This window comes from Lacihabitans sp. CCS-44, from assembly GCF_024343735.1.
Taxonomy (GTDB): Bacteria; Bacteroidota; Bacteroidia; order Cytophagales; family Spirosomataceae; genus Leadbetterella.
In genome coordinates, this window is record NZ_RJUE01000066.1 from 64,943 (window position 1) to 91,242 (window position 26,300).

Consider the following 26,300-nt stretch of genomic DNA (forward strand, 5'->3'; position numbering starts at 1 on the left):
CCGAATCTTTAATTTCTCAAAGTGAAATCACGACCGATTATTTAACACGGGTGAGAATTCCCAATAAACCTTTTCAGTGCCGCCGCAAGCACCACAATTTGGAGCCCAAGCATTATTTTCTGAGCTAATTTGAGCATTATTTTGATCAATTTCATGCTCAAGTTCCTTCCTAGATGTCTCAATTCGGGTATCTAAAACCAATTTCTCCAATTCCAACAAGATATGATACGAATCTGTCAAAAAATACTCTGCTATAAAAACTGGAGTGAATTTACCCGCCAAAAACCGTGTAATTGTGTTTTCATTTATCACAACGTTTTTACATTTTTGACACACTGACCCATCCAAAGTTGCGGAACCATTATCAGGCAATACAAACGAACGATCTTTTGCAAAACCGTAGGAAATACTGGCCAAATTACCCAACAAGGCATTCTTCCAATACCCTAAACTCTCTCCATAATTGAGATTGATATCGTTGAAGGACCCAGCTCCGCCAAAAGCATGCAGATGATGCTCAGTGGATTCCGAGATGTTCCATTCCTCCATATCTTGCTGCATCCAGTTGGCCCAAAAAGGTTCATTATTGGCCGAAAGTAGCTTTTGCAGTAACTCTAAGGCTTTTAGGTAGTTATTCAATTCTCTATTTCCCATACAACTCTTGACCTATTTTTTCATATTTATCGCCAACTTTCCACTTCGGTGCATTGGCCCTATTGGCTATCAATCTGGCTGAATGAATATAAACTTTGCAGAATTTTGTCAAATAACTCATGCTTATGTTTTCGGGATTGTCTGCTGCTTGGTGGTAGTATTTACCAATTTCAGCATCAAAAGCCGTAAATCCCGGAGCCATATTTGGTGCAGGAATTCCCTTGGCGGCCAGACTGACATTATCCGAACGATCAAACAAATTTTGCTCAGGTGCTGGATCATTTATAGCCTCTATTCCAAAAGCCTTTGCGGCTGCTTTGATGTCTCCTTCGGCTCCAGTTCTATCCAAACCATTGATGGTCACTTTTGTAGAATCATTGTACCCTGCACCGTCGCTGTTGAGGTTAAAAATACATTGCTTGAGTGGGACAAGTGGATTTTCAGCGTAATATTTTGAACCCAACATACCCATTTCTTCTCCGGTGTAGCCTATCAAAAGAATAGACCGCTTGGTTTTTTGAGCAGAAAACGACCTTGCAGCCATCAAAAGAGCAGTTGTACCCATGGCATTGTCTCTTGTGCCATTAAAAATAGTATCCGAATCGGTCACTTTTCCATAATTTTTACCTGCACCGATGTGGTCAAAATGTGCCGACAAAACCAAATATTCGTTTTTGAGCTTTGAATCAGTGCCTTCTATAACACCAACCACATTGTAAGCCGGTACTTGTTTCTTCACCACTTCCCCTACATTCATTCCCAAAGAGTTCATGTTTTCTTTCGAAAACTGCTTAATAAATGTACTGTTGACCCAAATGTGAGGAATTTCAGAGTTGACGCCCGAAGCTGCCATGAGTCTTTCGCCACCAAAGTTTCTGATGATGGATGCAAACGGGAAGTTTAGATTATACAACTGAACCAAGGCCAAAGCACCATTTTCGGCAGCAAACTTGGCTTTTTTTGTAGAGCCAGTCATGTTTTCAAATGGTTTGTCGTTGTTCGGAATTCCAAACTGACAAACTACTATCTTGCCTTTTACGTCTATATTTTTGTAATCGTTTTGTTTATCGTCTATCCAGCCATAACCCACAAAAACTACAGGTGTATTTTGAAATTTGGCAGCCTTTCCACTCAACATAACGAAATCTTTGCCAGACTTCAGGGTGTCTTTTCCCACAAACATTTCGCTGGCTTTACCTCCTTTTGAATACTCTAGTGGCACTTTTTGTAGATAATCGGGCTGACCACCTGTCGTTTTTATGCCCAATTTTCGAAATTGCTCAGCAATGTATCTGGCCGCCACATTGTTGGTTACTTCTCCTGTTCTTCTACCCAGCATTTCGTCGGAAGCCAAAAACCTGATGTGCGACTCAGCTTCGGTTTGAGAAAGGGTGTATTCAGGCAGCTTGTTGAGCTTTTGAGAAAATGCCGAAATAAATGTGCTAAAAAGTAAGATGAAAGTCAGTTTATTACGAAGCATAAGGTTTTTATTTCAAATATAAGGATGAAAAAACGAATGTGAAACAATTCTATCGCTCTCTAAAATTATAACTCTTCGGGCTCAGCCAAGTTTGATTCTTTAGTGCCAAAAAATAGTATCTTAAACAGTTCTTCAGAATTAGCGTTTGAACTTTCGCTTTGGGTAAAAAAAACAAAACCAGACCAAAAGCTCCGAGAATCACTTTAAAGAATAAAGTATTGATCACCAAAAGTATATGACTCGGCACTTTCTGTATTTCAGAAAAATTATTTTGGATATAAACATGCTGCGAAATAATTACTTCGGTCTTTGTAAGAGCGGACGTTTCTAGGTTGATTCTGCTGGCACCTCCGTGTTCGTGTACTATGTTTACATTGCAAAGCAAGGCCAACAATCCTCCAGCATCTTTAACTTTTTTAGATAGTTCCACGTCCTCCGAATACATCCAATAGTCTGTATTCCAGCCTCCTACCCTATCAAACCACGCCCTCGAAATCATTACAACAGAGCCTGAAATCCAGTCAGGAAAAACTACTTTGGCATTACATGTTTGGCAGTTCGATTCCTTGAATTTTGAAGAATTTAATAGCTTGTAAAGGCTTCTTTGAGGCCCGAAAAGTGTAAAAATACTTGGAGATATTTTTTGATAGGAAGACGCCTTTTCAGATTGCTTGCAAGTCAAAATCCCAATTTCTGGATTTGCCTTGTATTCCCAAAACATCCTTTCTAGTGATTCTTGAGGAGCCAAAGTGTCAGGATTTAAGAATAGTAAAATATTACCGTGTGTATGTTTTACTCCTAAGTTGCAGCCGTGTGCAAAGCCCCAATTACCTGAATTTTCTATTATTTTAAACCGAGGATAATCTAATTTGAAGACTGATAAAACTTTGTCATCAGAGAAATTGTCAACTACAACAACCTCCAACTCGATATTTTCAAAATGATAAGATGCCAATAGATCAAGATTCTTTCTAAGAATGCTCCAACTTTTGTAGTTTACAATGACAACTGAAAGAATATCCATTTGGAATCGAAATTTGGAAACAAGAAAATCTAAATAGAGAAATGAAAGTACTAAAAAACTATACTTTTGTTGCCCTCAAAACGGCTTTTCTTAAATAGGGAGGCTTAACAATATTTGTTTTTCCATAGTAGAAAATCATGTATTTGTCAGAAAAATTATTTTCAAATCCTTTGTTTTTCAATAACTTATCTAAATCCTCGGCATCTGTCTGGCGATGATAAGTACAAATAGCAATTTTGAGATTTGATTGTGCTTTTATCAAGTCCGAGGCTCCATTAATCACTTGAGCCTCAGCACCCTCTACATCTGCTTTAATAAAGTTTACTTTCTGATTTTTGTTAAAAAAAGTATCCAATCTGATGCTCATGTTGGTGTCCTGATCAGAAACATATTTCTGAACTATCTTGACTTTTTCTTTCCAAGGCTCAAAAGTAGCTTCGAGAGCCTTTATCCAGTCTTTTTCAACCTCAAAAATATAGACTTGCTTAACTTTTTCTATAACGCTCAAAGAAAAATTACCCTCGGCGGCTCCAACATCTACTATGACGTCATTTATATCTACATCAAATGTATCAGTAAGATAACGATGGGGAGAAAGTGGGTCTTGCTCCAGCAGTAAACTATTAAAATACACTTGTGCCTTATTAAACTGATGTCCGTTTTTATAATATAGTTTTTTACCTTCCCAAAGCGTATAATAAAGTCCATTCTCAGGGTCAGTTTCGATGAAAATATCATTAGAAATATACTTTTGCGGAAAACTATACGGAAAAACACTCAGTTTATGATTTTGCAAATATTCATACACCTCTCTTTGCTCATCATTCAGAACGCGATCACCTAAATACTTTACAATTTTATTTTTGAGCCATTGTAATCTTATAGATTTAGGAATCAATTTTTCGTAGATTGGAACTTTCATTTCCGAGTTTATTGATTGTAATCAAATTTGACAATGCAAAATAAACATGAAAACACTAATTGTTTGTAAAAATATAGTAATTCAGTTTGAAAATTCAAAAATCTATTCAAAATACAATAAACCTATTTGGTTTGGCCTTTTTAGACCTTCAATTTAGCTAATGATTATCATAAAACATTGACTTCAAATATTTGTTCAAAACCTCATTTATGTCTTTTGATCTTTAGAAAAAAAAACGTCCAGTGTGGAAATGTAAAGATTAAACAACGATATTTTAGAATGATTATAAATTAATAAAGTTTAAATATTTGTGGCAACATTTCAATTTCCTAATTCGTAAAGTAATACAAAACAAACGCATATTAATGACGAGATACGAATTTTTAAAATCTGCTGGATTTACTGGGGCTTCTTTGATGACACTGCTTTCTTGCGTGAAAACTGACGACAGCTATGTAGAAGCGTTGGTACAAAACCCTGACGGATCTACAGGAACAGCTACCACTGGATCAACTACTGGTACTACATCGGGAACGACAACTGGTACAAGTAATACTACTGGAACTAGCACTGCAACGACATATGCGGCTACCAATGCTGACAAGACTCAGTTCATTACGACCGAAGAGCTAAACAAACTTACAGCCAAGCTCAAGATAGATTTAACATCTTCTACTTATACTAAACTGAAATCCTTGGGTGGTTACGTAGTAGTAAGTAGTTCTTACGTAGTGGCACTTTCAAAAACAGGCAAATTCATAGCCGCCACAGTAACGTGTAGCCACGAACCAAAAAAACGAATCATTTACTCCAACGAAGAGTGGTATTGTACTGATCATGGAGCTAGATTTTCTCTAGCAGGTAAAGGATTAAACTCCAACGGTAGTAAAGGGTTAACAATTTACAAAACAGCCACCGACGGCAATACGCTCATAATTTACTAGAAAATGAAACTATTAGCAATAAAAATCCTCTTTGCGTTTATGCTCAATGCTGCTCTTTGGGGCGAAAACCTCGAAACAGCACAATCAGATGCAAAGCAAAACCACAAACTGGTTTTGTTGTATTTCTCTGGATCTGACTGGTGTGGACCATGCATAAAACTGAAGCAGGAAGTACTTGAAACTGCTGAATTTCAGGATTTCGCGAAAGAGCATCTGAATTTGGTAAGAGCAGATTTTCCAAGAATGAAGAAAAATCAACTATCGAAAGAACAGACTGCGTACAACGAGAAATTGGCCGAAAAATATAATCCTAAAGGTAAATTCCCGCTGACGGTATTAATTAACCCCGAAGGCAAAGTGATAACAGAATGGGACGGATACCCCAAAAATCTCGACACACAATCCCTTAAAAAACAAATACTTACGCACTTTTGAATCAAAAGCTTTTTTCAAGAACGCTCCGATTGATGGGCAACAGATTTGTAATTACCTTGGCTGCTGATAATAGCACTCAAGGAGAATTACTAATAGATGAGGCCGTAAGTGAGATACAGAGAATTGAAAGCTTACTGACTACATTCTCGGAGAATAGCCAGACCAACCAAATAAACGAAAATGCTGGAATAAAGGCCGTAAAAGTAGATTTAGAGGTGTTTGAATTAATAGAAAGGGCCCAAAGAATTTCGGAATTGACAGATGGAGCCTTTGACCTGAGTTATGGTTCTTTAGACAAACAATTCTGGAATTTCGACAAGGCCATGACTCAAATACCTGATCCTAAAACTGCCGAAGAAAAAGTCAAATTGATAAATTTTAAAAATATCATTTTAGATAAAACAGCAAGAACTGTTTTCTTGAAAGAAAAAGGAATGCGGATAGGTTTTGGAGGAATAGGCAAAGGATATGCGGCAGACAGGGCTGCTAATTTGCTCAAAAACAAAGGCGTAAAAACGGGAATTGTGAATGCAAGTGGAGACCTCATAACTTGGGGAAATCAGCCCAATGGTAAGCCATGGACTATTTCCTTAGCTCATCCCGATCAACCGACACAAGCGTTTTCGGAATTGAATATCAGCAACTTAGCAGTAGCAACCTCTGGAAATTATGAAAAATTCGTAGTAATTGACGGTAAAAAATACTCGCATACTATCAATCCAAAAACGGGCTATCCAATTTCTGGAATAAAGAGCGTAAGTATTATTTGCCCGATTGCAGAACTTGCCGATGCCTTAGCTACTCCCGTTACCATTATGGGTGTAGAGGCTGGATTGAACCTCATAAATCAGTTAAAAGGTGTAGAGTGCGTGATAATTGATGATCACAACCATGTTTATAAATCAGACAATATTAAAATCGACTAAAATGCGAAAAATGCTTTCAATCTTATTTTTGGCCTTGTCTTTTGGCTCATGTGTGAGTGTAAAGGAATACCAAAAAAGCAGAATAAACGACTCCGAAATGGAGTTGGCGAACAGAAAAGTAGAAAAATTTGAAACCAATTTTTATCTCTATCGTGAAGGTGCTGCTGGTGCCAACGGCGGAAAAAGTGGTGGTGGATGTGGTTGTAATTAATCAAAAAACAAACCTAATCGGGCCATTATCAAACAATTAGAAATTAGATGAAGAAAGTAATTATAAGCATAGGCATATATTGTAGCGTAGTTTTGGGTGCCAATGCCCAAACCAAAACTCCTGAACTCAAATTAGAAGAAGCTAAAAAAGAAAAAACAGGCTTAAAAAGTTTGAAAATTGATGAGGTTAATTTGGTAAGTTCTTATTACACCCAAACCGGCAACAACTCTGCCATTACAGGTGGAATCGGTACAGAAAAGCTCTGGGATGCTGCCAATTCTCTAGATTTGAAGCTGTCGTTTACTGACAAAAAACTTAGAACTAACGCTGTAGTATTAGATGCCGCCATGGATTATTATTCATCTGCCTCATCAGATATGATAGACTCTCGCTCTCTGTCTTCTGCATCTATGACTGACCTCCACTTCTACCCAACTGTGGCTTGGAGTAGAAAAGATGAATCTAAACATAGCAATTTTGGGCTAAGTGCAGCGTATTCTACCGAATGGGACTATGAGTCTTTTGGAGGAAACATTAGCTACAGCAAAAGTTCTAAAGACAACAATACGGAATTGAGCCTCAAAGCAGGTGCTTTTTTTGATAAATGGATGGCCATTTTGCCTTATGAACTTCGTCCAACTGCATATCCGTCTGGTGCTGAAGGGGATCAAGGGGGCATTGCTTTCAAAAACAGAAATTCCTACAATGCATCTATTGGAGTGTCCAGAGTAATTTCTAAAAGATTACAAATGATGCTGACTGTTGAACCTGCATTTCAAGAAGGCCTATTGAGTACTCCATTTCATAGAGTATATTTCACAAATAACACGCTAAAAGTAGAGAAATTACCTGGACAAAGAGCAAAATTACCGATGAGTGTTAGAGCCAACTATTTCATGGGTGATAGGGTGATTTTTAGGACTTTCTACCGATACTACACGGACTCTTGGGGCATGACCGCCCACACCGTCAGTGCCGAAACTTCTGTAAAAATCAACTCTTTTTTATCTTTTACGCCGCATTATAGATTCAATAGCCAAACGGCAGTAAAGTACTTTGCAGCTTATAAAAAGCATACTTTAGCCGAAGAATATTATACCAGCGACTACGACATTTCGGGATTCAACAGTGCATTTTGGGGTGCTGGGTTAAGAATTGCTCCTCCAGGAGGAATATTGGGTAACCGTTGGTGGAATTCGCTGGAAGTTAGATATGGACATTACAACCGTACAAATGGCATGGTTTCACATGTTATTTCATTGAGTACTAAGATTAAGTGATCTCATTACTGGTTATTGGTTGACTGGTTATTGGTTGACTGGTAGATTGGTTGACTGGTTATTTGACACTGGGCGGTAGTTGAAGTGTGCTGCTGGTTATCAGGAAAAGCAAACATCTTTCTTTTTAAAACTGGCGTTTTTTCAGGTCCGACTATCGTCTGACCGCTTCCTTGACAGAAAATGTTAAGTTCTTTCTTTTTAAAACTGGCGTTTTTTCAGGTTCGACTAGTGTTAGGCTGCTTATAGAATAAAGATTTGCCAAATATTAACAAAAAACCTTGCGAGCTTTGCGAAAAACCTTTGGGGCCTTTGCGTTAAAAAAAAACTGGCGTTTTTCAGGTCCGACTATCGTCTGACCGCTGTGGATACTACACAAACAACTATCCCCCAATCTGCCTTTTATCTATCATTTCTCTGAAGGCTTTTTTGTATGTATCTGAAATCGGAATTGTAGATTTGTTTATTACCAATCTATCTTTTTCTATTTCTTCAATGGCCGCAAATGCAATTATAAAACTATTGTGAACCCTTATAAACCTATCACTCGGTAATGAAGCCTCAAGTGATTTCATAGTTTGAAGAGAAATTATCTTTTTTTGAGGTGTATATATGCACACATAGTCTTTCAAGCCTTCTATATACAGAATATCTGAGAGATTGATTTTTATGAGTTTTGTTCCGTCTTTTACAAAAATATAGTCCTGATTTGGAGCAGATTGAACTTCCTGAATGACTGTGGTAATTGACTGAGAAACATTGCCGTCCAATCTCGCAATTCCCTTTTCTACGGCTTTCAAAAAACGCTCAAAACTGATGGGTTTCAAAAGATAATCGTACACTTCGAGTTCGTAACCCTCTAGAGCATACTCCGAATATGCTGTGGTAAGAATAATCAGAGGCTTGGTTTTCAATAATTTAAGGAGAGTGATACCCGTTACCTCTGGCATTTGAATATCAGAAAAAAGAACATCTACTGGATTTTCTCTTAAATACTCAAGGGCATCCAATGCATTCGAAAACGATTGTTTGAGTTCCAACCTTGGCACTTTAGAGATATAGGCCGACAGGAGATTGCGTGCAAGTGGCTCATCTTCAACAATAATACAGCTATAAGGGGTCATTTCTAAAGGTCAATTTTCAACGAAACTTCATAAGTATGGTCGGTTTCGGTCTGCTCCATAATGTATTTATCGGGGTAGCTCAACTCCAACCTTCGCTTCACATTTTGCAGGCCAATTCCTGACTTTTCCAAAATAGAATCTTTGGGCAATTTACTGTTTTTGACCTTATAAACAATACTTTTAGGGAGTATTTCAACGGAAAGCTCGACATAAGAACCTTTGAAATTATTGCTTACACCGTGCTTAAAAGCGTTCTCAAGAAAGGTAATTAATATCAAAGGTACAATCTGCACAGTTTTAGGATTACCGATTACATCAAAAGTCACCGGTACTTGATTGTCTAATCGCAACTTTTCGAGACTGATGTAGTTTTCCATATAAGCCAATTCTTTTTCTAATGAAACCAGCGGATGATTGGACTCATATAACATGTAACGCATCATTTGCGAGAGTTTTTCTATGACCTCGGTGGTATTTGGAGAGTTTACGGTGGCCAAATAGTACAGATTATTAAGTGTATTGAAAAGAAAATGCGGGTTAATCTGGGCTTTCAAAAATCTTAATTCCGACACAAGTTTTTCATTTTCTACTTCCTTCTTTTTAGACTCCAAAGCAAACCAATCCTCCACAAACTTGAGCATACCTACAAAAATCGTTATAAAAAGCGTTACGGCTGTGTGTTGAAATATAAATTTCCCGGTATTCATAAAACCCTTTCCTTGTTCTATAAACTCTGAGTATAAAAATCTTTTAAACGAAATATGCAAGAAAACAACTATTACGAAAGGCACAAAAAACTCAAACAGATACTTCCAAATATTCTTGTGTTTAAGAAACCTGGGTAACCAAATGAAATAATTGAGATAACTGGCCGTACCCATAAAAAAGACATGTGACAAGGCATCAACGAGTGCCCGACCGATATTGATGTCGTCTTTATGTCTAAAAAAAGTAATCTGATAAAAGAAAAAAGAGAAATATAGACACCAAAAAGAAAGGTGCATCACAAGTACTCTTTTGTTTGAAAATATTGCTTTAGTCTGCATTTATCTAGGTTATTAACATTCAATATTACGGTGATTTTGAAGATATTATCTCATAAAACCTACTGTTTTATATATCTCGGCCTATATGTTCTACAAATGGGCTTTTTGGCTCGAAGATTGGCATTATTCGTCTAAAAGCAGTCAAAAGTTGGAAAACACACCATATTGTCGAATTATTAGCCCTTTTGGTCTATTGCTCACAAATGTTCTTAAACTTCTATCTTTATTTTGTGTCATTATTCCACCGAAAGACATAAATCATTTAAAAAAAAACAAAATGAAAAAGATTTTATTGACAGTATTGATTGGCCTTGGATTTAATGCAACATTTGCACAGTTTGGCCCTCCGGGTGGCGGAGGCGGTGGAGGAATGGGAAGACCTGGCGGCAACGAAAACGGAAGACCATCAGGAAATACCCAGAAACCTGCAACACTTGACCTTGAGGCCAATGTGCCTAAAGGAAACTCAAAAATATCGGGTAATGTAGTAGATGACGCAGTAACTACGGCTGTAGAATTTGCTAACATAGCATTGATAAACCCAGTAACCAAAAAACCTGTGGATGGCACAATGGCTGACGAGAAAGGTTTCTTCTCCATGAAACGGGTAGCCGCTGGTACTTATAATATTCAAATATCTTTTATCGGCTTTGACAATAAAATAATAGAGAAAGTTGTCGTAGAAAAAGGCAAAGATGTTGAATTGGGCGTTATAAAGCTTAAACAAAGTGCCAAACAACTGGACGAGTTGGTGGTAAGCGGACAAGCCGCCATGATAGAAGAAAAAGTGGACAGATTGGTTTACAATGCCGAAAAAGACCTCTCAGCCAAAGGCGGCGATGCGTCGGATATACTTAAAAATGTACCCATGTTGAGCGTAGACTTGGAAGGTAATGTTTCCCTAAGAGGAAGTGAAAACATCAGAGTGTTGATCAACAACAAACCTTCAACAATTGTAGCGAGCAGTATAGCAGATGCCTTGAAAATGATTCCAGCAGACATTATCAAAAGTGTGGAAGTAATAACTTCACCATCTGCCAAATATGATGCCGAAGGCTCTGCGGGTATTATCAACATTATTACCAAAAAATCTTCTTTGCAAGGTTTAAACCTTAATATAGACTCAGGCGTAGGTTTGAGAGGGTCTAATCTTGGCCTAAACGGAAACTTCCGTAAGGGCAAGCTAGGTATTACACTTGGTGGTTTTGGTAGAGCATTTTATAATAAATCTGCAGGCGAAACAAGTCAGTTGCTGAAAAGCACAGGCGTTAGCACAGAGCAAAACCAAGACGGAAACCATTTTGGTATGTTCGGCAGATATAATATAGGCCTAGACTATGACTTGGCGAAAAACCAATCTTTGTCTGGAACTTTAGCATTCGGCTTACGTAGCTTTGACAGAGACCAAGTCTTAAATTCTTCTAGTTTCCTAAATGGTTCTTTGCTTAATTCGTCTATCAGAGATATATCTTCTGTAGACAGATCAAACTCTATGGACGCCAATATTGACTACATCAGAACCTTTAAGCCTGGCCAAGAATGGTCGGTATCGACACAGTTTAGCCAGAATAAATTGATTAACAATTTTGACTCTGACCTTTTGAGTATTTCAAACGAAATATTGAGCAGACAAAAAAATATCAACGATAACCTAAACACCGAAATCACTTTGCAATCAGATTATGTAAGTCCAATTGGCAAAAAACAACAGATTGAATTCGGTGCAAAAGGTGTATTTAGAACCGTAGAAAGTGAGTTTGAATATCTTTTGGCAAACCCTACTGGAAGCTTTAGCAGCGATGCAAGAAATCCTTCAGGATATCTTAATTACTCGCAAAACGTAATGGCAGCCTATGCTTCGTATTTGTTCTCAACCAAAAAGAAATTCAATTTTAAGGTAGGAGCAAGATACGAATACACCGAAATAACTGCTGATGACTCAAGAGGAGCCATAGAAATACCTGCCTACTCTAACTTGGTACCGAGTTTTAATGTTTCCAAATCCATAAAGGCTACTACTTACAAGTTGGGATATAACAGAAGAATACAAAGACCTGGATTACAACAGCTCAACCCTAACATAAACTTGGTGAATCCGTTAAATATAAGCTACGGTAACTCAAGCTTAAATCCAGAATTGACAGATAACGTGGAGTTTAGCATAAGCAAAAGCATCAAAAAATCATATTTGACAGTTTCGCTTTTTGCTCGTCAATCTAACAATTCCATAACAAGAGTAAGTTTTGCATCTGATTCTATTCCAGGTGCTATTGTGACTACTTTCGAAAACATCGGAAAAGAGCAAACTTTGGGTACCAACGTTTTCGGAAACGTTATTTTATCATCAAACTGGACACTTAATGGTGGTGTGGATGTGTATTACAGATATTTGGAAGGTTTCCAAACTGGCTTAACTGGCATATCAGAAAAAGTTAGCAACGACGGCATAGTGTTGAGCGGAAGATTAATGTCCAACCTAAAAATGAAAAAAGGCTGGGCCATGCAAGCCGGTGGTGGTATGAGAGGCAACAACATAAACCTACAAGGAACACAAGGCGGCATGGGTATGTACTCATTGGGTGTCAGAAAGGATTTCGGCAAAAAAGCCAGCCTTGGTATGGCTGCAGAAAACTTCTTTGGAGGTATGGTAATGAGAAACTCAACAGATACACCCGTGATTTTCCAAAAGTCGGTGAATTACATGTACAATTCGAACATAAAAGCGACGTTTAGCTATAAAATAGGAAACATGAGGTTTGTAGCAGACAAGAAAAAAGTTAAAAACGACGACGTGAAAAGCGGTGGTGGAGACGAGAATTAATGACATTAATTAGCAAATCTATATGTTAAAGATTTGCTAATTTTTAAAATCTCTAGCAACCAATTCAAATTTAAACCGTATTCTTATAATTCAATTATATAATTTCTAATCTAAAATTTATTTCTAAAATGAAAAAAATCAGTCTTTTGGCAATCGCACTTTTCACTACAATTGCCGTTTCAGCCCAAAAATGGACCCTAGACAAAGCACACTCAAAGTTGACTTTCACGGTTACGCACCTTTTGATGTCAGAAGTTGACGGTGTTTTCAAATCTTTTGACGCCAGCATTACATCTTCAAAAGAAGATTTTTCTGATGCCGAATTTGAGCTTACAGCAGACTTGACTAAAGTAACCACCAACAATGACATGCGTGATGGACACTTACAAAAAGAAGATATGTTCGACACTGCTAAGCACCCTACAATGACTTTTAAAAGCACAGGAATCAAAAGCACAGGAGGAAACAAATATGCACTTTCGGGTAACTTGACCATGAAAGGTGTTACTAAGCCTGTTACATTGAACCTTACTAAACTTGGAACTGGAACAAACCGTCAAGGAAAGAAATTGGTAGGTTTTAAAGCAACAGGTACTATAAAAAGAACAGACTTTGGTGTAGGTGCTATGCCGGGTGCTGTTGTTGCTGAAGACGTAGAATTGACAGCAAGTGGTGAGTTCGCTTTGAATTAAGGTTGGGGTAAAAGTGATATAGATAAAAGGCAGTCTCTCGAAAGAGGGGCTGTTTTTTTGTGTTTACGCTTTTCTGATTCAAATATTTGCTGACCAAAAAACCTATAGCTATTTTTGATAAAAAAGAGAATATTTTATGGCCAACCTGAGCCTCAAAAATTTCAAAAAGCATTTTGCCGACGATACCAAACTTTGGGCGGCACAGTGTACCGTAAGAGAATGTGACGAAGAGAAAAAAGGAAACTTCGTGGCGTTTGTAGACCAAGGCGACCAGTCATTTGATGTAAGTCTTAACATAAGTACAAAGCAGGAAATCCTCTCAAGCACTTGCGAATGCCCAAAAGGCGACGGAATGTGTCAACATAAGTTTGCTTTAATGATACATTTAGCTGGAAACGAAAAGGTTGCGACCCCAAAACTCATTAAGAACAAAATATCACCATTAGACAGTATATTTTCAGACCTGAGCCACGAGGACCTCAAAACTTGGGTACTAAAAACCTTCGAAAAAGATAAGGCACTTCAAGCAGAATTTATTCAAGAATTTACCAAAGAAGAAGAAAAACTTTGGACTTTGCCTGAGCTTGAAAAAAAACTAAAAGGACTTCTGAAACTAGTTATTGGAGCTAAAAAGAATATTGAGACTGCCGATTTCAAAAAGGCGATGTCGTTGTGGGAAAGTTTTGCACTAAATCACCTAAAACTGTACCTTAAAAATCCAACCCTTTATATTCATTTTGAACAGCTGGACTTACTATATATAGCCATGTTCAACCAAGTTTCTGTATTATATACCAAAAGCTCCACAAGCTATAGCAATATTCAGAAAAAGATAGAAGCAGAAATTGCCACGACTTTTAACCAACAACTCTCTGAGGTTGACTTCAAATTGGCCGTAGAGATTCTAAGCTTCCATTTGGTGACATCGCGAGGATTTGACGCCACCATGCTAAAAATACTTTGGGGTATCTTTAGAAAAGCCAATGAAAATAATCAAAAGCAAATTACTGACTTGGTACTAGAGCAGTACAAAAAATTTCATGCCGATACCAAATTTGGCGACAAATATTTCACACAAGTGGTTTGGTCTATGATAGAAACTACCCAGACATTTGAAAAATACCAAGATTATCTACTTCCGATAGGTTATGACAATGACTTCAATGTAGATCTTATTGGAAAACTTATAGAAAACAAAAAGTTTGAAAGAGCAATTGAATTCTGTAATGCCATTATCAGAAATAACTATTATGCCGAGTATAACTTTCCCTATTGGGCTTTTCTAAAAAAATTATATACAGCAACTAAACAACCTGAAAAATCGCGTGAAATTAAAAAACAAATGATCCCCTTTACAGGCAACTTTGAGGATTTCTTGGAGGTTTATGAAAACATAGAAGACGAAAACGAGAAGAAGAGCTATCGTATCAATCTTCTGACCAAGTTCAGAACTCACTCAGAAAGAGGTAATTTCACTCCCACCGATTTGTTCTGCATCAAGTTGGCGGGATATGAGAAAAACTACAATAAATTGATAGACTATCTGGTAGATTTCCGCTTCATTCAGTTTTATGTTCCCTATTTAGAAGAAATGTTGACGCAAAATAAAAAGAAGACATTTTTAAATATCATTAACTACTTTAAGCATACGTCGCCTAGTTTAAAAGCGGAAATTGGCAGAGCAGAAAAAGAATCTTATTTGACAGTATATCAACTCCTCAGCAAGTTCTTCCCTGAATACGAACTCACCGTTTTCTTACGCCAGCAGCTACCATCGCATGAAAAAATATCACCAGACTCTTTGGTGTATTTTATATCCAAAAACTTGATTTAAGTGATCAATTACAACCACCTACTTCAGCTCTAAAAACAGTACCTTGGTCTGCCAAAAAGCCTTCATTTAGTTCTATAGCTCTAGCGGTGTAGGTTGCTCTGGTGCCGTTGCCACTTACTAGGTTAGTGGCGGTTATCTTGCCTCCTACTCCACTTGCCGCTGCTTTTATTACTACGCCAGAAGATATATTGTCAGCAGGATTTGTAAGCGAAAGCGTAGCCGCACAAGGATTGGGAAGAATAGTGACTGGCTTCGAATTATTGCTAAACAAAATACAACTTCCCAAACCATAGGCTTGCTCAATGGTTTTCCCAATCAAAGTATTAACATTAAATCCATTAGCATACATCAAACCATATATTTTGTAAATTCCTGCGGCCGTACCCGTGAAGTTTGAAGAGGCAGACACATCGGTAATCCTATTTGTGGTTTGGTTAATAGCAACATATGTGTAAGAAGTACCAGAAGATGGCAAGGAAATATCCTCAAAGACCTCACCAGGGCCGGAAATATTTAAATCAAAATTCACATTGTCATATACAATTACATGATATAACTGGCATTCTTCAAGTTGTATATTTCTTGAATAGGTAGATGAAATGGAATTTGAATTTGAACCGATAAAAGTACCACTTGTACAATTATATGGAGCATTACTAAATACAGAATAATAACTATAAAATCCGTTTACAGCGTCTACAGAAATATTATATTGTCCAGATTTTGTAACTCGGATAAGGATTCGTTTAGAATATACATCCCCAAAATTATCAACGCAGCCAGTATAATTTGAATTAGAATGTTGAATAAAGGGTCTTGAAGTAAAAGGAGATATATTCTGAATAAATCTATAACCATTTGCGAAAGCCGTCCCATTGAACTTTGATAAACCTAAATTTAAAGACGAGTTAGCAGCATTTACAGAGATGGCATCTTCATTACAAATATATGTTGCTGACAACGAACAAGTGGAAGTTATAGTAAAATTCACATCCGACGCATCAAAAAACTCAGCGGTAGTGCTGTTGTTACTTGCTACAATTATACGAGCAGTAGTACTGTTGGGTACATTTGAAGGAATTATCACAGCTGCACTCCCATCGTTGGATGTTGAGGCTGACAATACAAATGGAAATGAAGAGCCTCCGTCTATTGAAAGTAGAATTTTTACATTAGCACTTAATGAGTTGGTACTATTTACTGCCCATGTAACAGTATGAGATGCTCCTGCCGACAAATTTGTAGCAGTATTTGGAGAAGTTACAGAAAGAGGCCCTTTTGTAGCATCAACAGTAACAGCGACGGTTGAACAATGGACTCCGCCGCCACCAACTCTACCGTCTCTTCCAGTTAACCTAAAGTTCATAGCTCTGCTGACATTGGGCAAGTCTTCACCAACATTATCGGCTGGATTATTTGTATTATTTAGAACATAAGTCATAGCAGGAAAACTTCTGAAAGGATTGGCAGATTGCTGAGTCCTAAACAATGGTGCAGTGGTGCTGTTGACAGCATCTCCACCTAGAAAATTAGCCTTGTTACCTAGTTTACCAGTATCACTCACAGCAGCTAAGTCATACTGCTCCCACGTAAATGATAATACATCACCATCCGAATCTGTACCCGAACCTATAAGTTTGAAAGGAGTATTTTTAGGAATAGTATAAGCCGAACCAGCCAAAACTACTGGTGGTGTGTTTGAGGTTGTATTAGAGACTCCACAAGTGCTTCCTGTGCCAGATGTAATATAGGAAGAGATATCTTCCAAAGATTTGGCATGAAAGTAAGGCACTTTACCACCAGTTAAATTATAGGCAGAGGGAGAACACAAATTGGCATAAGACATAATAGTATTGCCACTACCTGGTTCATAAGCATAATCATCTGCCCTATTAGATGGACCACAATTTCCACTTCCATTTCCATTAAAGGTATGATCAGCATTAAACTGATGCCCAAGTTCATGAGCAAATAACAAAACATTTGAAGACGTGGTGCTTCCAGAGAGTGCTGCCGCTTTATATCCACTATTACAAACTCCATTTAGATAAGCTACCCCACCGCCATTACTATGAAGGCAGTGTCCAATGTCTAGGTTCGCCGAACCAAATCGGGAAAAGACTTCGTTTTGTATATTGAACAAATCTCCTATTAAGGTGGCGGTTGTACCTGTATATTTGTAAAAAAAATTACTACTTATAGGGTTATTGGGTGTCACCAAGGTAAATCTTACTGCAACTTCCTTCTCATAAATTCCATTCAGATTATTTACTATGGCTGCAATTTCACTATTTACTAATGGGTCAGAATTTCCCCTTGCTACATAAAATTCGGAAGTAATCACCAAAGCAAGTCTATAAGTTTTGAGAGTTGCACCATAGGAATAGCTAAGAATTCCCTTACCAGCAGAGATTTTACCTTGCTTTTCAGAATGCACTTTCAATTCACATGCTTGCTCATAATTTGCTGAGATAAACACTTGATATTCATCACTCAACAATGCACTAGGAGACTTTTCGATAATTATTATTTGGCCGTTTTCAATAATGCTGGCCATAATTTTTTCTTTGGTTAGGGTCACTCTACAGGTTACTGTTGGATCGCCTACTTTTTCCCCGTAATAGGTCCATATGTCTGTTTTCGCATTGTCAGGCACTATGAGATATTCCACCATCTTAAAATCCGCAAATCGATTATCCGGTAAAGGGAGGTTAATAATGGCTTCAGAATTGGCCAATTGACCTATGCCTAAAGTTTTCTCAGTTTTTGATTGTAAAAGTTTTTGAGAAAGATTTGAAAAGTTAAGTTGAACTTTTTGAGGGATTTCTTGCGAAAATGACACAAGACAACACAGTATCAGTACGATACTGCAAATCGTTTTTTTCATTAATTCTTTTTGGGTTAGAGCCTACTAAAATCAACCGAAAAATACGAGATTTGTTTTTAAAAAGATAATTTTAGTGAATTTTTGTGTCAAAAAGACACTTGTTTCTTATAGTCTAATCACATTCAATCTATGATTTCTCCAGTCTTACCACCACACTTTTACTCGTAGGAGTTTGACTTCCATCTGCTCTTGAATGCAATGGCACCAAAACATTGGCTTCAGGAAAATAAGTGGCCAAACACCCCCTTGGAATAGCATAAGGAACCACCAAAAAGCTTTCAGCCGTTCGTTTAATTCCGCCGAATTCGTTGATAATATTCACCTTGTCATAGTTTTCAATTCCATCTTTCTGCATATCTTGGGCATTCATAAAGACAATCCGTCGCTCATTATAAATACCTCTATATCTATCATTTAAGCCATACACAGTAGTATTAAACTGATCGTGACTTCGGATGGTCATCATCAAGTATTCACCTTCTTTTACCAATATCTTTTCCCATTGATTCACTGTAAATAGTGCTTTACCTGTTGAAGTTTTAAACTTTCCTTCCCTTGGAGCATTTGGCAAATAAAACCCACCATCTTCATTTACTTTTTTGTCGTAATCCTTAAAGCCTTCTATAACTTTAGAAATGTCCTCTCTAATTAAACGATAGTCTTCCGCATAGGACAACCAATTGATATTGTGCCTATTGCCAAGTACACCATGAGCCAAATGAGCCACGATGGCAGGCTCAGACATCATGTCTTCTGACAAGGGGCGTAGTACGCCCTTCGATTTTTGTACTACGCCCATAGAGTTTTCGGTGGTTACAAACTGTTCGCCTGATTTCTGAAAATCCTTATCGGTTCGTCCCAAACAGGGCAAAACAAGGGCAGTTTTTCCATGAATCAGATGGCTCCGATTAAGCTTGGTAGAAACCTGCACCGTGAGATTACAGTTTTGCAGAGCCTGAGCCGTATATTCGGTATCTGGCGAAGCCGAAAGGAAATTTCCTCCCAAAGCAAAAAACACTTTGGCTCTTTGCTCATACATGGCCTCAATGGCCTCCACCACATCGTAGCCGTGCTGCTGAGGTGGCCTAAATCCAAAATTCTTTTGAATGGCCGCATTAAAAGCAGCAGATGGCTTGTGCATAATGCCCACGGTACGGTCGCCCTGGACGTTGCTATGCCCACGCACTGGACAAGTGCCAGCACCTTCCTTACCAATGGCTCCACGTAAAAGCAGTAGATTCACTATTTCTTGAATGGTACTCACCGAGTTTTTATGCTGCGTAAGTCCCATAGCCCAACAGACAATGATTTTAGAATTTGTTGCCAAAATGTTCATCAATTCGTCAAATTGTTGTTCTGAAATTCCTGCATCAGTCAGTAAATTTCCTATTTCAATGTTTTCAAATTGTGCCAAAAAATCTTCAAAATTACTGGTGTTTTTTTGGATAAACTCAATATCCACAGCGTTTTGATCAACCAGTCGTTTGCAAACAGCTTTCAACAAGGCCAAGTCACCGTTTATTCTGATTTGAAGATATAAATCTGTCAATGTAGTGCCTTTTCCAAACAAGCCCTCCATAGTTTGGGGATTTTTAAAACCCAAGAGTCCAGTTTCAAACAAAGGATTGATGGCAACAATCTTCGCCCCGTTTTTTTTTGCTTTTTCTAGCGAAGTGAGCATCCTGGGGTGATTTGTCCCAGGATTTTGACCCATAATGATTATAACTTCCGCTTTTTCAAAATCATCGAGCGTAACCGAACCTTTGCCCAAGCCAAGCGTCTCGGTCAAAGCTACCCCACTTGACTCATGGCACATGTTGGAGCAGTCGGGCAGATTATTGGTACCAAACGCCCGTATGAACAATTGATAAAGAAACGCTGCCTCGTTGCTGGATCGTCCAGATGTATAAAAGATGGCCTCGTCAGGATTATTTAATTCATTCAATTCCGTGGCAATCAACCCAAAAGCTTCTTCCCAAGAAATTTTCTCATAATGCGTCTGGCCTTCTTTTATGACCATCGGATGTGTCAACCTACCTTGCTGACCCAACCAATAGTCAGACTTAGCGGCCAATTCGGCTACCGAGTATCTTTGAAAAAAAACAGGTGTTGCCTTTCTTGTGGTGGCTTCATCGGCTATGGCCTTCGCACCGTTTTCACAAAACTCGCCTATTGAAGAACGGTGATGGTCGGGATCAGGCCAAGCACAACTCGGACAGTCAATACCACCCTTTTGGTTGAGACTGAGCAATGTTTTCACACCCCGCCCAAAAGGCATGGCTCCAAAAACGTGTTTTACGCTAGCTATAATTCCCGGCCATCCTACTGCCGTTTGTGGTGTATTGGGTTCCTGCTTTATGCCAGTAAAGTCTTTCGGTGGCTGAGCTGAAGTCATATTTAAGGTATTTGTGCCAAAAATAAGCTTTTGAAATGAGATAACACAAGAATCCTTTACCTAAGGGCACTTTTTGACATTCACCAAAACGTTCTTTTGGTACTCAAAAATACCCAGAGTTGTGCCGTCAGCCACTTTAAGAATCTCTACCCGCAATACATCGTTAGTCCGTGAGAATTTAAAAGTGGCAGCATAAGTATATTTGGCGGGGTCATAATCTTGCGGAATATTACCAAATTGCTGTATATAAGTACCTGCAGTATTGAACGATTGAGAGCCATAATCGGTAATGTCGTCATTTATAATGGCTGATGCACAGGTAAAATTAAAAATAGCTTGCTGCCTATTCACAATCAAATCCGTGTTTTGGTTTTCGTTGCCCCAACTACCCGTCAAATCTTCGACTTTCACAAAATCTACCGAACAAGCACTGGAAATAAACAGCAACAACACAAGGAGGTATTTCATGAGACCAATGAATATTTTATAAGGAGATGCTAATTTATGCAGAAACGTTGGAGTAATATTATTTTTCAAAAAAAACTAACAAAATAGTTGCAAAACTAAAATAATAGTTTTATGTTTGATTAAACAAAAATATCAAGTGATGAATTTAAAAGAATTAACCAAAGCCGAAGAAGAAATAATGCAAGTGCTGTGGCAACAAGGAAGTGCTTTTGTAAAGGATGTTCTGGAAGTTTTGCCCGAACCAAAACCCGCTTATAACACCGTTTCTACCATTATCAGAATACTGGAGACCAAGGGATTTGTGAAGCACATAGCTTATGGAAAAACGCACCAGTACTACCCAGCAGTGGCCAAAGAAGACTACAGAACGTTTGTAACCAACAAGTTGAGAGCTGGGTATTTCGATAACTCCGCCCGTGCAATGATGTCGTTTTTTATGGAAAACGAACAAATAGACCTCAAAGAAGCAGATGAGATTTTGAAAATGATTGAAGAAATGAAAAAACGGCAATAATTATGGAAAAGCTAATCCCGTTCGTCCAAATCAACTTATTTTTAGTGGTGTTTTATGCTATTTATTGGCTGTTTCTTCGCAAAGAAACTTTCCACCAAGTCAATAGATTTTATCTGTTGGGTAGTAGTATTTTGTCGGTTATGCTGCCGTTTATAGACCTCAGCTCTGTAAGGACTTGGGCGGTAACAGGAGAAATTCAAAACCTTATTTATGAATATAATTTGCCCGAGCTGGTGGTGTCGCAAAACACCGATCACAGCCTCAACTGGGTGTTGATTATTAGCATTTTATACCTTACCGTTGTAGCCCTTTTATTTCTAAAACTGGCTTTTGGAGTAGCTCGGGCTTATGCCATTATACAGTCGCCGAGTTTTAACGAAAGCAATGCCTTTTCATTTTTTGGAATTATAAAAATTGACAAAAAACTACCGCATTTCAGAACCATCAGAGCTCACGAACGTGTGCATACCATCCAATTACATTTTCTGGATTTGTTCTTTTTTGAACTCCTGAATGTGGTGTTTTGGTGCAATCCCGTGGTATATCTCTATAAATTCACGATAAAGAACTTGCACGAGTTTTTAGCCGACCAAGAAGCGAGCAGAACACTGCCAAGCGTAGCCGACTATGCCACTCTCCTACTCAGCAAACAATTCAAAATAGCTCCTGAGCATCTTTTTGTGCAGCCGTTTTACAATAAATCAACCTTAAAAATGAGAATACAAATGCTACTGAAAGGTAAATCGAACAATTGGGCGATTTTGAAATATGGTGTTGTCGCTCCTATTTTGTTTTTGGCTGTTTTGGCGAGTTCAGTTTCTTGTTCTGACACCAACGTAAATGAACCAGTGGAAATAGATTTAAGCAAAGACGAAACTTTGGCAACACCTCCGCCACCGCCGCCGCCTCTACCAATAGATGAAGCCGATGCAGCAAGCAAAATCCAGAAAAAAGAAATCTTTACAGCGGTTGAGCAAAATCCAGAGTTTATGGGAGGACAAGCCGCAATGTATAGATTCTTGGGCGAAAACATAAAATACCCAGCCGCCGCACAAAGAGCGGATGTTTCGGGTAGAGTTTTTGTGAAATTTGTGGTAGAAGATGATGGCTCTATTGGTGACGTGGTGGTTATGAAGGGCATTGGATTCGGCTGCGACGAAGAGGCTATAAGAGTTGTAAAAAGTATGCCTCGCTGGAAACCAGGTGTGCAAAACGGCAAAAATGTGCGTGTATATTACAACATGCCTATTGTTTATAAATTAGATTAAAACGGCAATACAACATTATGGAAATACTCCTTTACTTTCTCAAAGCCAATATCTTTTTGGTGGTATTTTATGCTTTCTATTTTTGTTTTTTCAAAAACGAAACCTTCCATAAAGCCAACCGATATTTTTTGGTTCTCGGGGCCATTATTGCTTTGCTTTTGCCATTTGTCAGGTCTAGCCAAATGCAAAAACCTGAAATAGTTTCGACCGAAATAAAGTCAGTTGCCTATGAATTGTATTTCCAAAGCGAAGAGGTGATTGTCAGCTCAGCTGTAGAAACCTACAGTTATTTTGACATACTGAAATACTCATACTTGTTGGGTTTGATTGTAGCTGGAATAACACTATTAGCAAGAATCACAAAAACCATATTTTGGTTAAAAACCAATAAAAAGGTCAATGGAACAGCATTTTCATTTCTGGGTAAAATATTCATAGACAACCATTTAGAGCAGAAATCTGTGATTTTTAAACATGAAGACATACATGTAAAGCAAATGCATTTCTTGGACTTGATATTCTTTGAAATGCTTCAAATTGTATTTTGGATTAATCCAGTGATATATTTCTACAAAAAATCAATAAGCATCATTCATGAGTTTTTGGCCGACGAAGAAGCCAGTAAAATAGCCCAAGACAAAATAGCTTACGCAAGCCTTTTGGTAAGCAAACAGTTTAGCATTCAACCCGCTACGGTATTCACCCAACATTTTTTCAATCATTCAACGCTTAAATCTCGAATCATCATGTTATCAAAAAATCCATCTAAAAAAACCGCTTTATTGAAATATGGGTTATTAGCACCCGCTTTCTTTGTGATGTTGGCTATAAGTTCGTTTACGGTAGTGGATAACCCAAAAATGGAAAACATTTTTAACAATTTGAACAATGAAATCAACCAAAACTCTTTTAAAGATTTGGGTTTCCCTTCATCCACAAAAGCATTTGTAAATGAAGAAGTTGGTATTTTAGAAACTGGGGAAACTATTGAGTCTGGTAATAATAATATTTTAAATTTCCTACCCGATAATGAAGTTGCTGGGGTAGAAGACTTGAGTTTTCCATCAATAGAAGTAGATACATTTCCTCAAAACAATTCGAATAAACAAATATTTACCACAGCAGAACAAAACCCTGAATTCATAGGCGGGCAAGCAGAACTTTATAAATGGCTTGCAAAAAACATAAAATATCCTCTAGAAGCCAAAAATAATAAAATTGAAGGTCGGGTTTATGTAAGATTCGTAATAGAAGCCAATGGTGAAATTGGAGAAGTTAAGGTTATGAAAGGAATCGGATACGGATGTGATGAGGAAGCCGCTAGGGTTTTACAAGCTATGCCGAATTGGAAACCCGCAATGCAAAATGGGTATCCAGTAGCGATTTATTATAATATACCGATAGTATTTAAATGGCACAAAAATGTTGTTGATGAACACATGATGGTCATTGAACACGAAGAAGCTACGAAGAATAGAAAATTTAGTGTAGTTTCCTACCCGAGTTCCAAAAACAAATCACCGAAGTTTAAACTTGGCAATGAAAAAATAAACCCAATAATAATAATCGATAACGAAATAATAAAAGATACCAGAGGAATTGATATAAAAATGATAAATAGCGACTATTCCTCTTTCAAATTTCTGATTCCACAAAAGGCGATTCCACTTTACGGAAATCAAGCCAAAGATGGTGCAATTTTACTTGTTTCTAAAAATAAGAAATTGAGTAATATTAAGTCGAACGAAAGTATGTTGTTTCAAATAAAGAGGACAGAATCTGGCGAACATACAATAAAGACCAACAATCCGAACGAAATCGAGGCTCCCGAAAAAAGAGCCTTTCAACCTCAAAACCTCCTTCATGATGACACTAAACCAGTTGAAAAGCTTAACCTTTTGAGAAACGATAAAGAGCCAAAAGAATCTTATACCTACGTAAAATCCAGCAATGGAATAACAACTCTCAATGGATCCAAAGCAAAACCAATGGTTTTCGTTGATGGAAAAGAACTATTCTTAGGAATGGATGGACTAAGTTCGGTTAAACCCGAGACAATAGAGTCCATGTCGGTTATAAAAGAACCTGCCAAACTACAACTCTACGGCCCAAGAGCCAAAGACGGCGTTATTTTGATAAAAACAAAAACCAATTTCATCAAAACCGATGACAAAAAGTAAGTGTATTGTCTTCGGTTGTCTTTGCTTGATGGCTTCTTTTTGTTTTGGAAAGGAACTAGCAAGAAAGAATGAAACTATAGCAGACACACTCAAAAATCCCAAAGACCACCCAAATGATATTATATTTATAGGTGTGGACAAAAGCCCCGAATATATCGGCGGTCTAACAGAAATGTACAAATTTATATCTGAGAATATCAACGAAGCCGTAGCCACCAAAAAGGGAAGGGTCAATTTGAGATTTGTAATAGAAAAAGACGGTTCCATTGGTGATGTAGAAATCTTGCGTAGCCTATGCCCAGCCTGCGACGAAGAAGCCAAAAGAGTCATTAAACTGATGCCCAAATGGAAACCGGGACAAATCAGATACAGGAATGCACGATGCTACTATCACATGCCGATTGTGTTTAAATAAAAAAGCAGATTGGGGGCTTTTACACCTCTAATCTGCTCTTTATTAATTTCTTATAAATCAACTAGACTTCTTTGTAAACTTAGTCAAAATCACAATCTGCGTGCCGTTTACTTTGCCTTCAATGTGCTCGGGATTGTCATCCACCAATCTTATATTTCTGACAGCAGTACCACGTTTAGCAGTGAAAGTAGTGCCTTTTACGTTGAGGTCTTTTGTTAAAACCACCGTGTCGCCGTCAGCCAATAAAGCTCCATTGCTGTCTTTGTGTACAGGGTCGCCCTCGCCTTCTGGCTGATCTGCACCAGCTTGAGCCCAAGCCAAAGTTTCTTCATCGAGATACAGCATATCCAACAAATCTCCCGGCCAACCTTCGCCTTTCAGTCTATCAAGCATTCTCCAAGCCAATACTTTAACGGCAGGTACTTCGCTCCACATACTGTCGTTTAAACATCTCCAAAAGTTAGCATCTGTGGCATTTTTGTCCACTATTTGCTCGATACATGTTTCGCTAATGTAAGCATAAGAATCGTTGGATTCGTCTGGAGCGTGGCTTACCTCGTAAATCTGTAAGTTGTCAGTTGCACCCGATAATTCACACACGCCACCGCTGCGTTCTATAATTTCTTTTTCGTTCATCTGTATTTTTATAATGCTCCGCAATTTACACCTTTTATAATTAAGAAGAATTCTAAAAACTTAACCCACTCATGAATAGCGAATTATAAAAATTAAAGTATTAATAAATAGAAAAAAATCCGTACTAATCCGTGCTGCTAGTTCCGA

At 37.9% G+C, this 26,300-nt stretch carries 22 protein-coding genes; 12 read left to right on the top strand and 10 right to left on the bottom strand.

The window, feature by feature from the left end; genetic code table 11:
* Window positions 1–27 precede the first annotated feature (27 nt).
* From EGI26_RS20255 to EGI26_RS20270, 4 genes are read right to left on the bottom strand one after another with little or no spacing between them, the layout of a single operon-like run.
* Window positions 28–654, bottom strand: a complete 627-nt coding sequence (locus EGI26_RS20255; protein ID WP_255080897.1) for a DUF6966 domain-containing protein — start codon at window positions 652–654, stop codon at window positions 28–30.
* Window positions 644–2,134, bottom strand: a complete 1,491-nt coding sequence (locus tag EGI26_RS20260) for a M28 family peptidase (RefSeq protein WP_255080898.1) — start codon at window positions 2,132–2,134, stop codon at window positions 644–646. Before EGI26_RS20260 ends, EGI26_RS20255 begins: the two co-directional genes overlap by 11 nt.
* Window positions 2,135–2,183: 49 nt before the next feature.
* Window positions 2,184–3,158, bottom strand: coding sequence for a glycosyltransferase family 2 protein (locus EGI26_RS20265; protein ID WP_255080899.1), 975 nt, complete (start codon window positions 3,156–3,158; stop codon window positions 2,184–2,186).
* Between the two features lie 58 nt (window positions 3,159–3,216).
* Complete coding sequence (locus EGI26_RS20270) at window positions 3,217–4,080, bottom strand: FkbM family methyltransferase (protein ID WP_255080900.1); 864 nt, start codon at window positions 4,078–4,080, stop codon at window positions 3,217–3,219.
* Window positions 4,081–4,445: 365 nt separating this feature from the next.
* Between EGI26_RS20270 and EGI26_RS20275 the strand changes: the two genes are divergently transcribed.
* Genes EGI26_RS20275 through EGI26_RS20295 form a run of 5 tightly spaced genes read left to right on the top strand, consistent with a single transcriptional unit; the run spans window position 4,446 to window position 7,876 of the window.
* Window positions 4,446–5,024, top strand: coding sequence for a (2Fe-2S)-binding protein (locus tag EGI26_RS20275; protein WP_255080901.1), 579 nt, complete (start codon window positions 4,446–4,448; stop codon window positions 5,022–5,024).
* A gap of 3 nt (window positions 5,025–5,027) precedes the next feature.
* Window positions 5,028–5,459: a thioredoxin family protein gene (locus EGI26_RS20280; RefSeq protein WP_255080902.1), complete on the top strand. Its 432-nt coding sequence runs from the start codon at window positions 5,028–5,030 to the stop codon at window positions 5,457–5,459.
* On the top strand, window positions 5,456–6,385 hold the full coding sequence (locus tag EGI26_RS20285) for an FAD:protein FMN transferase (RefSeq protein ID WP_409035391.1): 930 nt from the start codon (window positions 5,456–5,458) through the stop codon (window positions 6,383–6,385). Before EGI26_RS20280 ends, EGI26_RS20285 begins: the two co-directional genes overlap by 4 nt.
* Before the next feature lie 10 nt (window positions 6,386–6,395).
* Complete coding sequence (locus EGI26_RS20290; RefSeq protein WP_255080903.1) at window positions 6,396–6,596, top strand: DUF4266 domain-containing protein; 201 nt, start codon at window positions 6,396–6,398, stop codon at window positions 6,594–6,596.
* A 47-nt stretch (window positions 6,597–6,643) separates the two neighbouring features.
* Complete coding sequence (locus EGI26_RS20295; RefSeq protein ID WP_255080904.1) at window positions 6,644–7,876, top strand: DUF3570 domain-containing protein; 1,233 nt, start codon at window positions 6,644–6,646, stop codon at window positions 7,874–7,876.
* 380 nt (window positions 7,877–8,256) lie between these two features.
* On the opposite strand, the gene EGI26_RS20300 is transcribed toward EGI26_RS20295, so the two are convergent.
* Entirely contained in the window at window positions 8,257–8,997 is a 741-nt protein-coding gene (locus tag EGI26_RS20300) for a LytTR family DNA-binding domain-containing protein (RefSeq protein ID WP_255080905.1), read from the bottom strand.
* Window positions 8,998–8,999: 2 nt separating this feature from the next.
* The gene (locus tag EGI26_RS20305) at window positions 9,000–10,043 is read right to left on the bottom strand and encodes a sensor histidine kinase (protein ID WP_255080906.1); all 1,044 of its coding nucleotides are present in this window, start codon (window positions 10,041–10,043) and stop codon (window positions 9,000–9,002) included.
* A 277-nt stretch (window positions 10,044–10,320) separates the two neighbouring features.
* Here EGI26_RS20305 and EGI26_RS20310 point away from each other — a divergent pair, with 277 nt between their 5' ends.
* The 3 genes from EGI26_RS20310 (at window position 10,321) to EGI26_RS20320 (ending at window position 15,390) form a co-directional block, all read left to right on the top strand.
* Entirely contained in the window at window positions 10,321–12,864 is a 2,544-nt protein-coding gene (locus EGI26_RS20310) for an outer membrane beta-barrel family protein (RefSeq protein ID WP_255080907.1), read from the top strand.
* Window positions 12,865–12,992: 128 nt separating this feature from the next.
* Complete coding sequence (locus EGI26_RS20315; protein ID WP_255080908.1) at window positions 12,993–13,556, top strand: YceI family protein; 564 nt, start codon at window positions 12,993–12,995, stop codon at window positions 13,554–13,556.
* A gap of 136 nt (window positions 13,557–13,692) precedes the next feature.
* Entirely contained in the window at window positions 13,693–15,390 is a 1,698-nt protein-coding gene (locus EGI26_RS20320; RefSeq protein ID WP_255080909.1) for a hypothetical protein, read from the top strand.
* 4 nt (window positions 15,391–15,394) lie between these two features.
* Here EGI26_RS20320 and EGI26_RS20325 read toward each other — a convergent pair whose 3' ends face one another.
* From EGI26_RS20325 to EGI26_RS20335, 3 genes are all read right to left on the bottom strand, one after another.
* Entirely contained in the window at window positions 15,395–18,277 is a 2,883-nt protein-coding gene (locus EGI26_RS20325) for a reprolysin-like metallopeptidase (RefSeq protein WP_255080910.1), read from the bottom strand.
* A gap of 127 nt (window positions 18,278–18,404) precedes the next feature.
* Window positions 18,405–20,672: an FdhF/YdeP family oxidoreductase gene (locus tag EGI26_RS20330; protein WP_255080911.1), complete on the bottom strand. Its 2,268-nt coding sequence runs from the start codon at window positions 20,670–20,672 to the stop codon at window positions 18,405–18,407.
* A 60-nt stretch (window positions 20,673–20,732) separates the two neighbouring features.
* Window positions 20,733–21,140, bottom strand: coding sequence for a hypothetical protein (locus tag EGI26_RS20335; protein ID WP_255080912.1), 408 nt, complete (start codon window positions 21,138–21,140; stop codon window positions 20,733–20,735).
* A 139-nt stretch (window positions 21,141–21,279) separates the two neighbouring features.
* On the opposite strand from EGI26_RS20335, the gene EGI26_RS20340 reads away from it, so the two are divergent.
* Genes EGI26_RS20340 through EGI26_RS20355 form a run of 4 tightly spaced genes read left to right on the top strand, consistent with a single transcriptional unit; the run spans window position 21,280 to window position 25,517 of the window.
* Window positions 21,280–21,654: a BlaI/MecI/CopY family transcriptional regulator gene (locus tag EGI26_RS20340; RefSeq protein WP_255080913.1), complete on the top strand. Its 375-nt coding sequence runs from the start codon at window positions 21,280–21,282 to the stop codon at window positions 21,652–21,654.
* 2 nt (window positions 21,655–21,656) lie between these two features.
* Complete coding sequence (locus tag EGI26_RS20345) at window positions 21,657–22,922, top strand: M56 family metallopeptidase (RefSeq protein WP_255080914.1); 1,266 nt, start codon at window positions 21,657–21,659, stop codon at window positions 22,920–22,922.
* 17 nt (window positions 22,923–22,939) lie between these two features.
* Window positions 22,940–25,102: a TonB family protein gene (locus EGI26_RS20350; protein WP_255080915.1), complete on the top strand. Its 2,163-nt coding sequence runs from the start codon at window positions 22,940–22,942 to the stop codon at window positions 25,100–25,102.
* Window positions 25,089–25,517, top strand: a complete 429-nt coding sequence (locus tag EGI26_RS20355; protein ID WP_255080916.1) for an energy transducer TonB — start codon at window positions 25,089–25,091, stop codon at window positions 25,515–25,517. The genes EGI26_RS20350 and EGI26_RS20355 overlap by 14 nt, the downstream gene beginning before the upstream one ends.
* Before the next feature lie 57 nt (window positions 25,518–25,574).
* Here EGI26_RS20355 and EGI26_RS20360 read toward each other — a convergent pair whose 3' ends face one another.
* On the bottom strand, window positions 25,575–26,153 hold the full coding sequence (locus tag EGI26_RS20360; protein WP_255080917.1) for an alkylphosphonate utilization protein: 579 nt from the start codon (window positions 26,151–26,153) through the stop codon (window positions 25,575–25,577).
* Window positions 26,154–26,300: the final 147 nt, after the last annotated feature.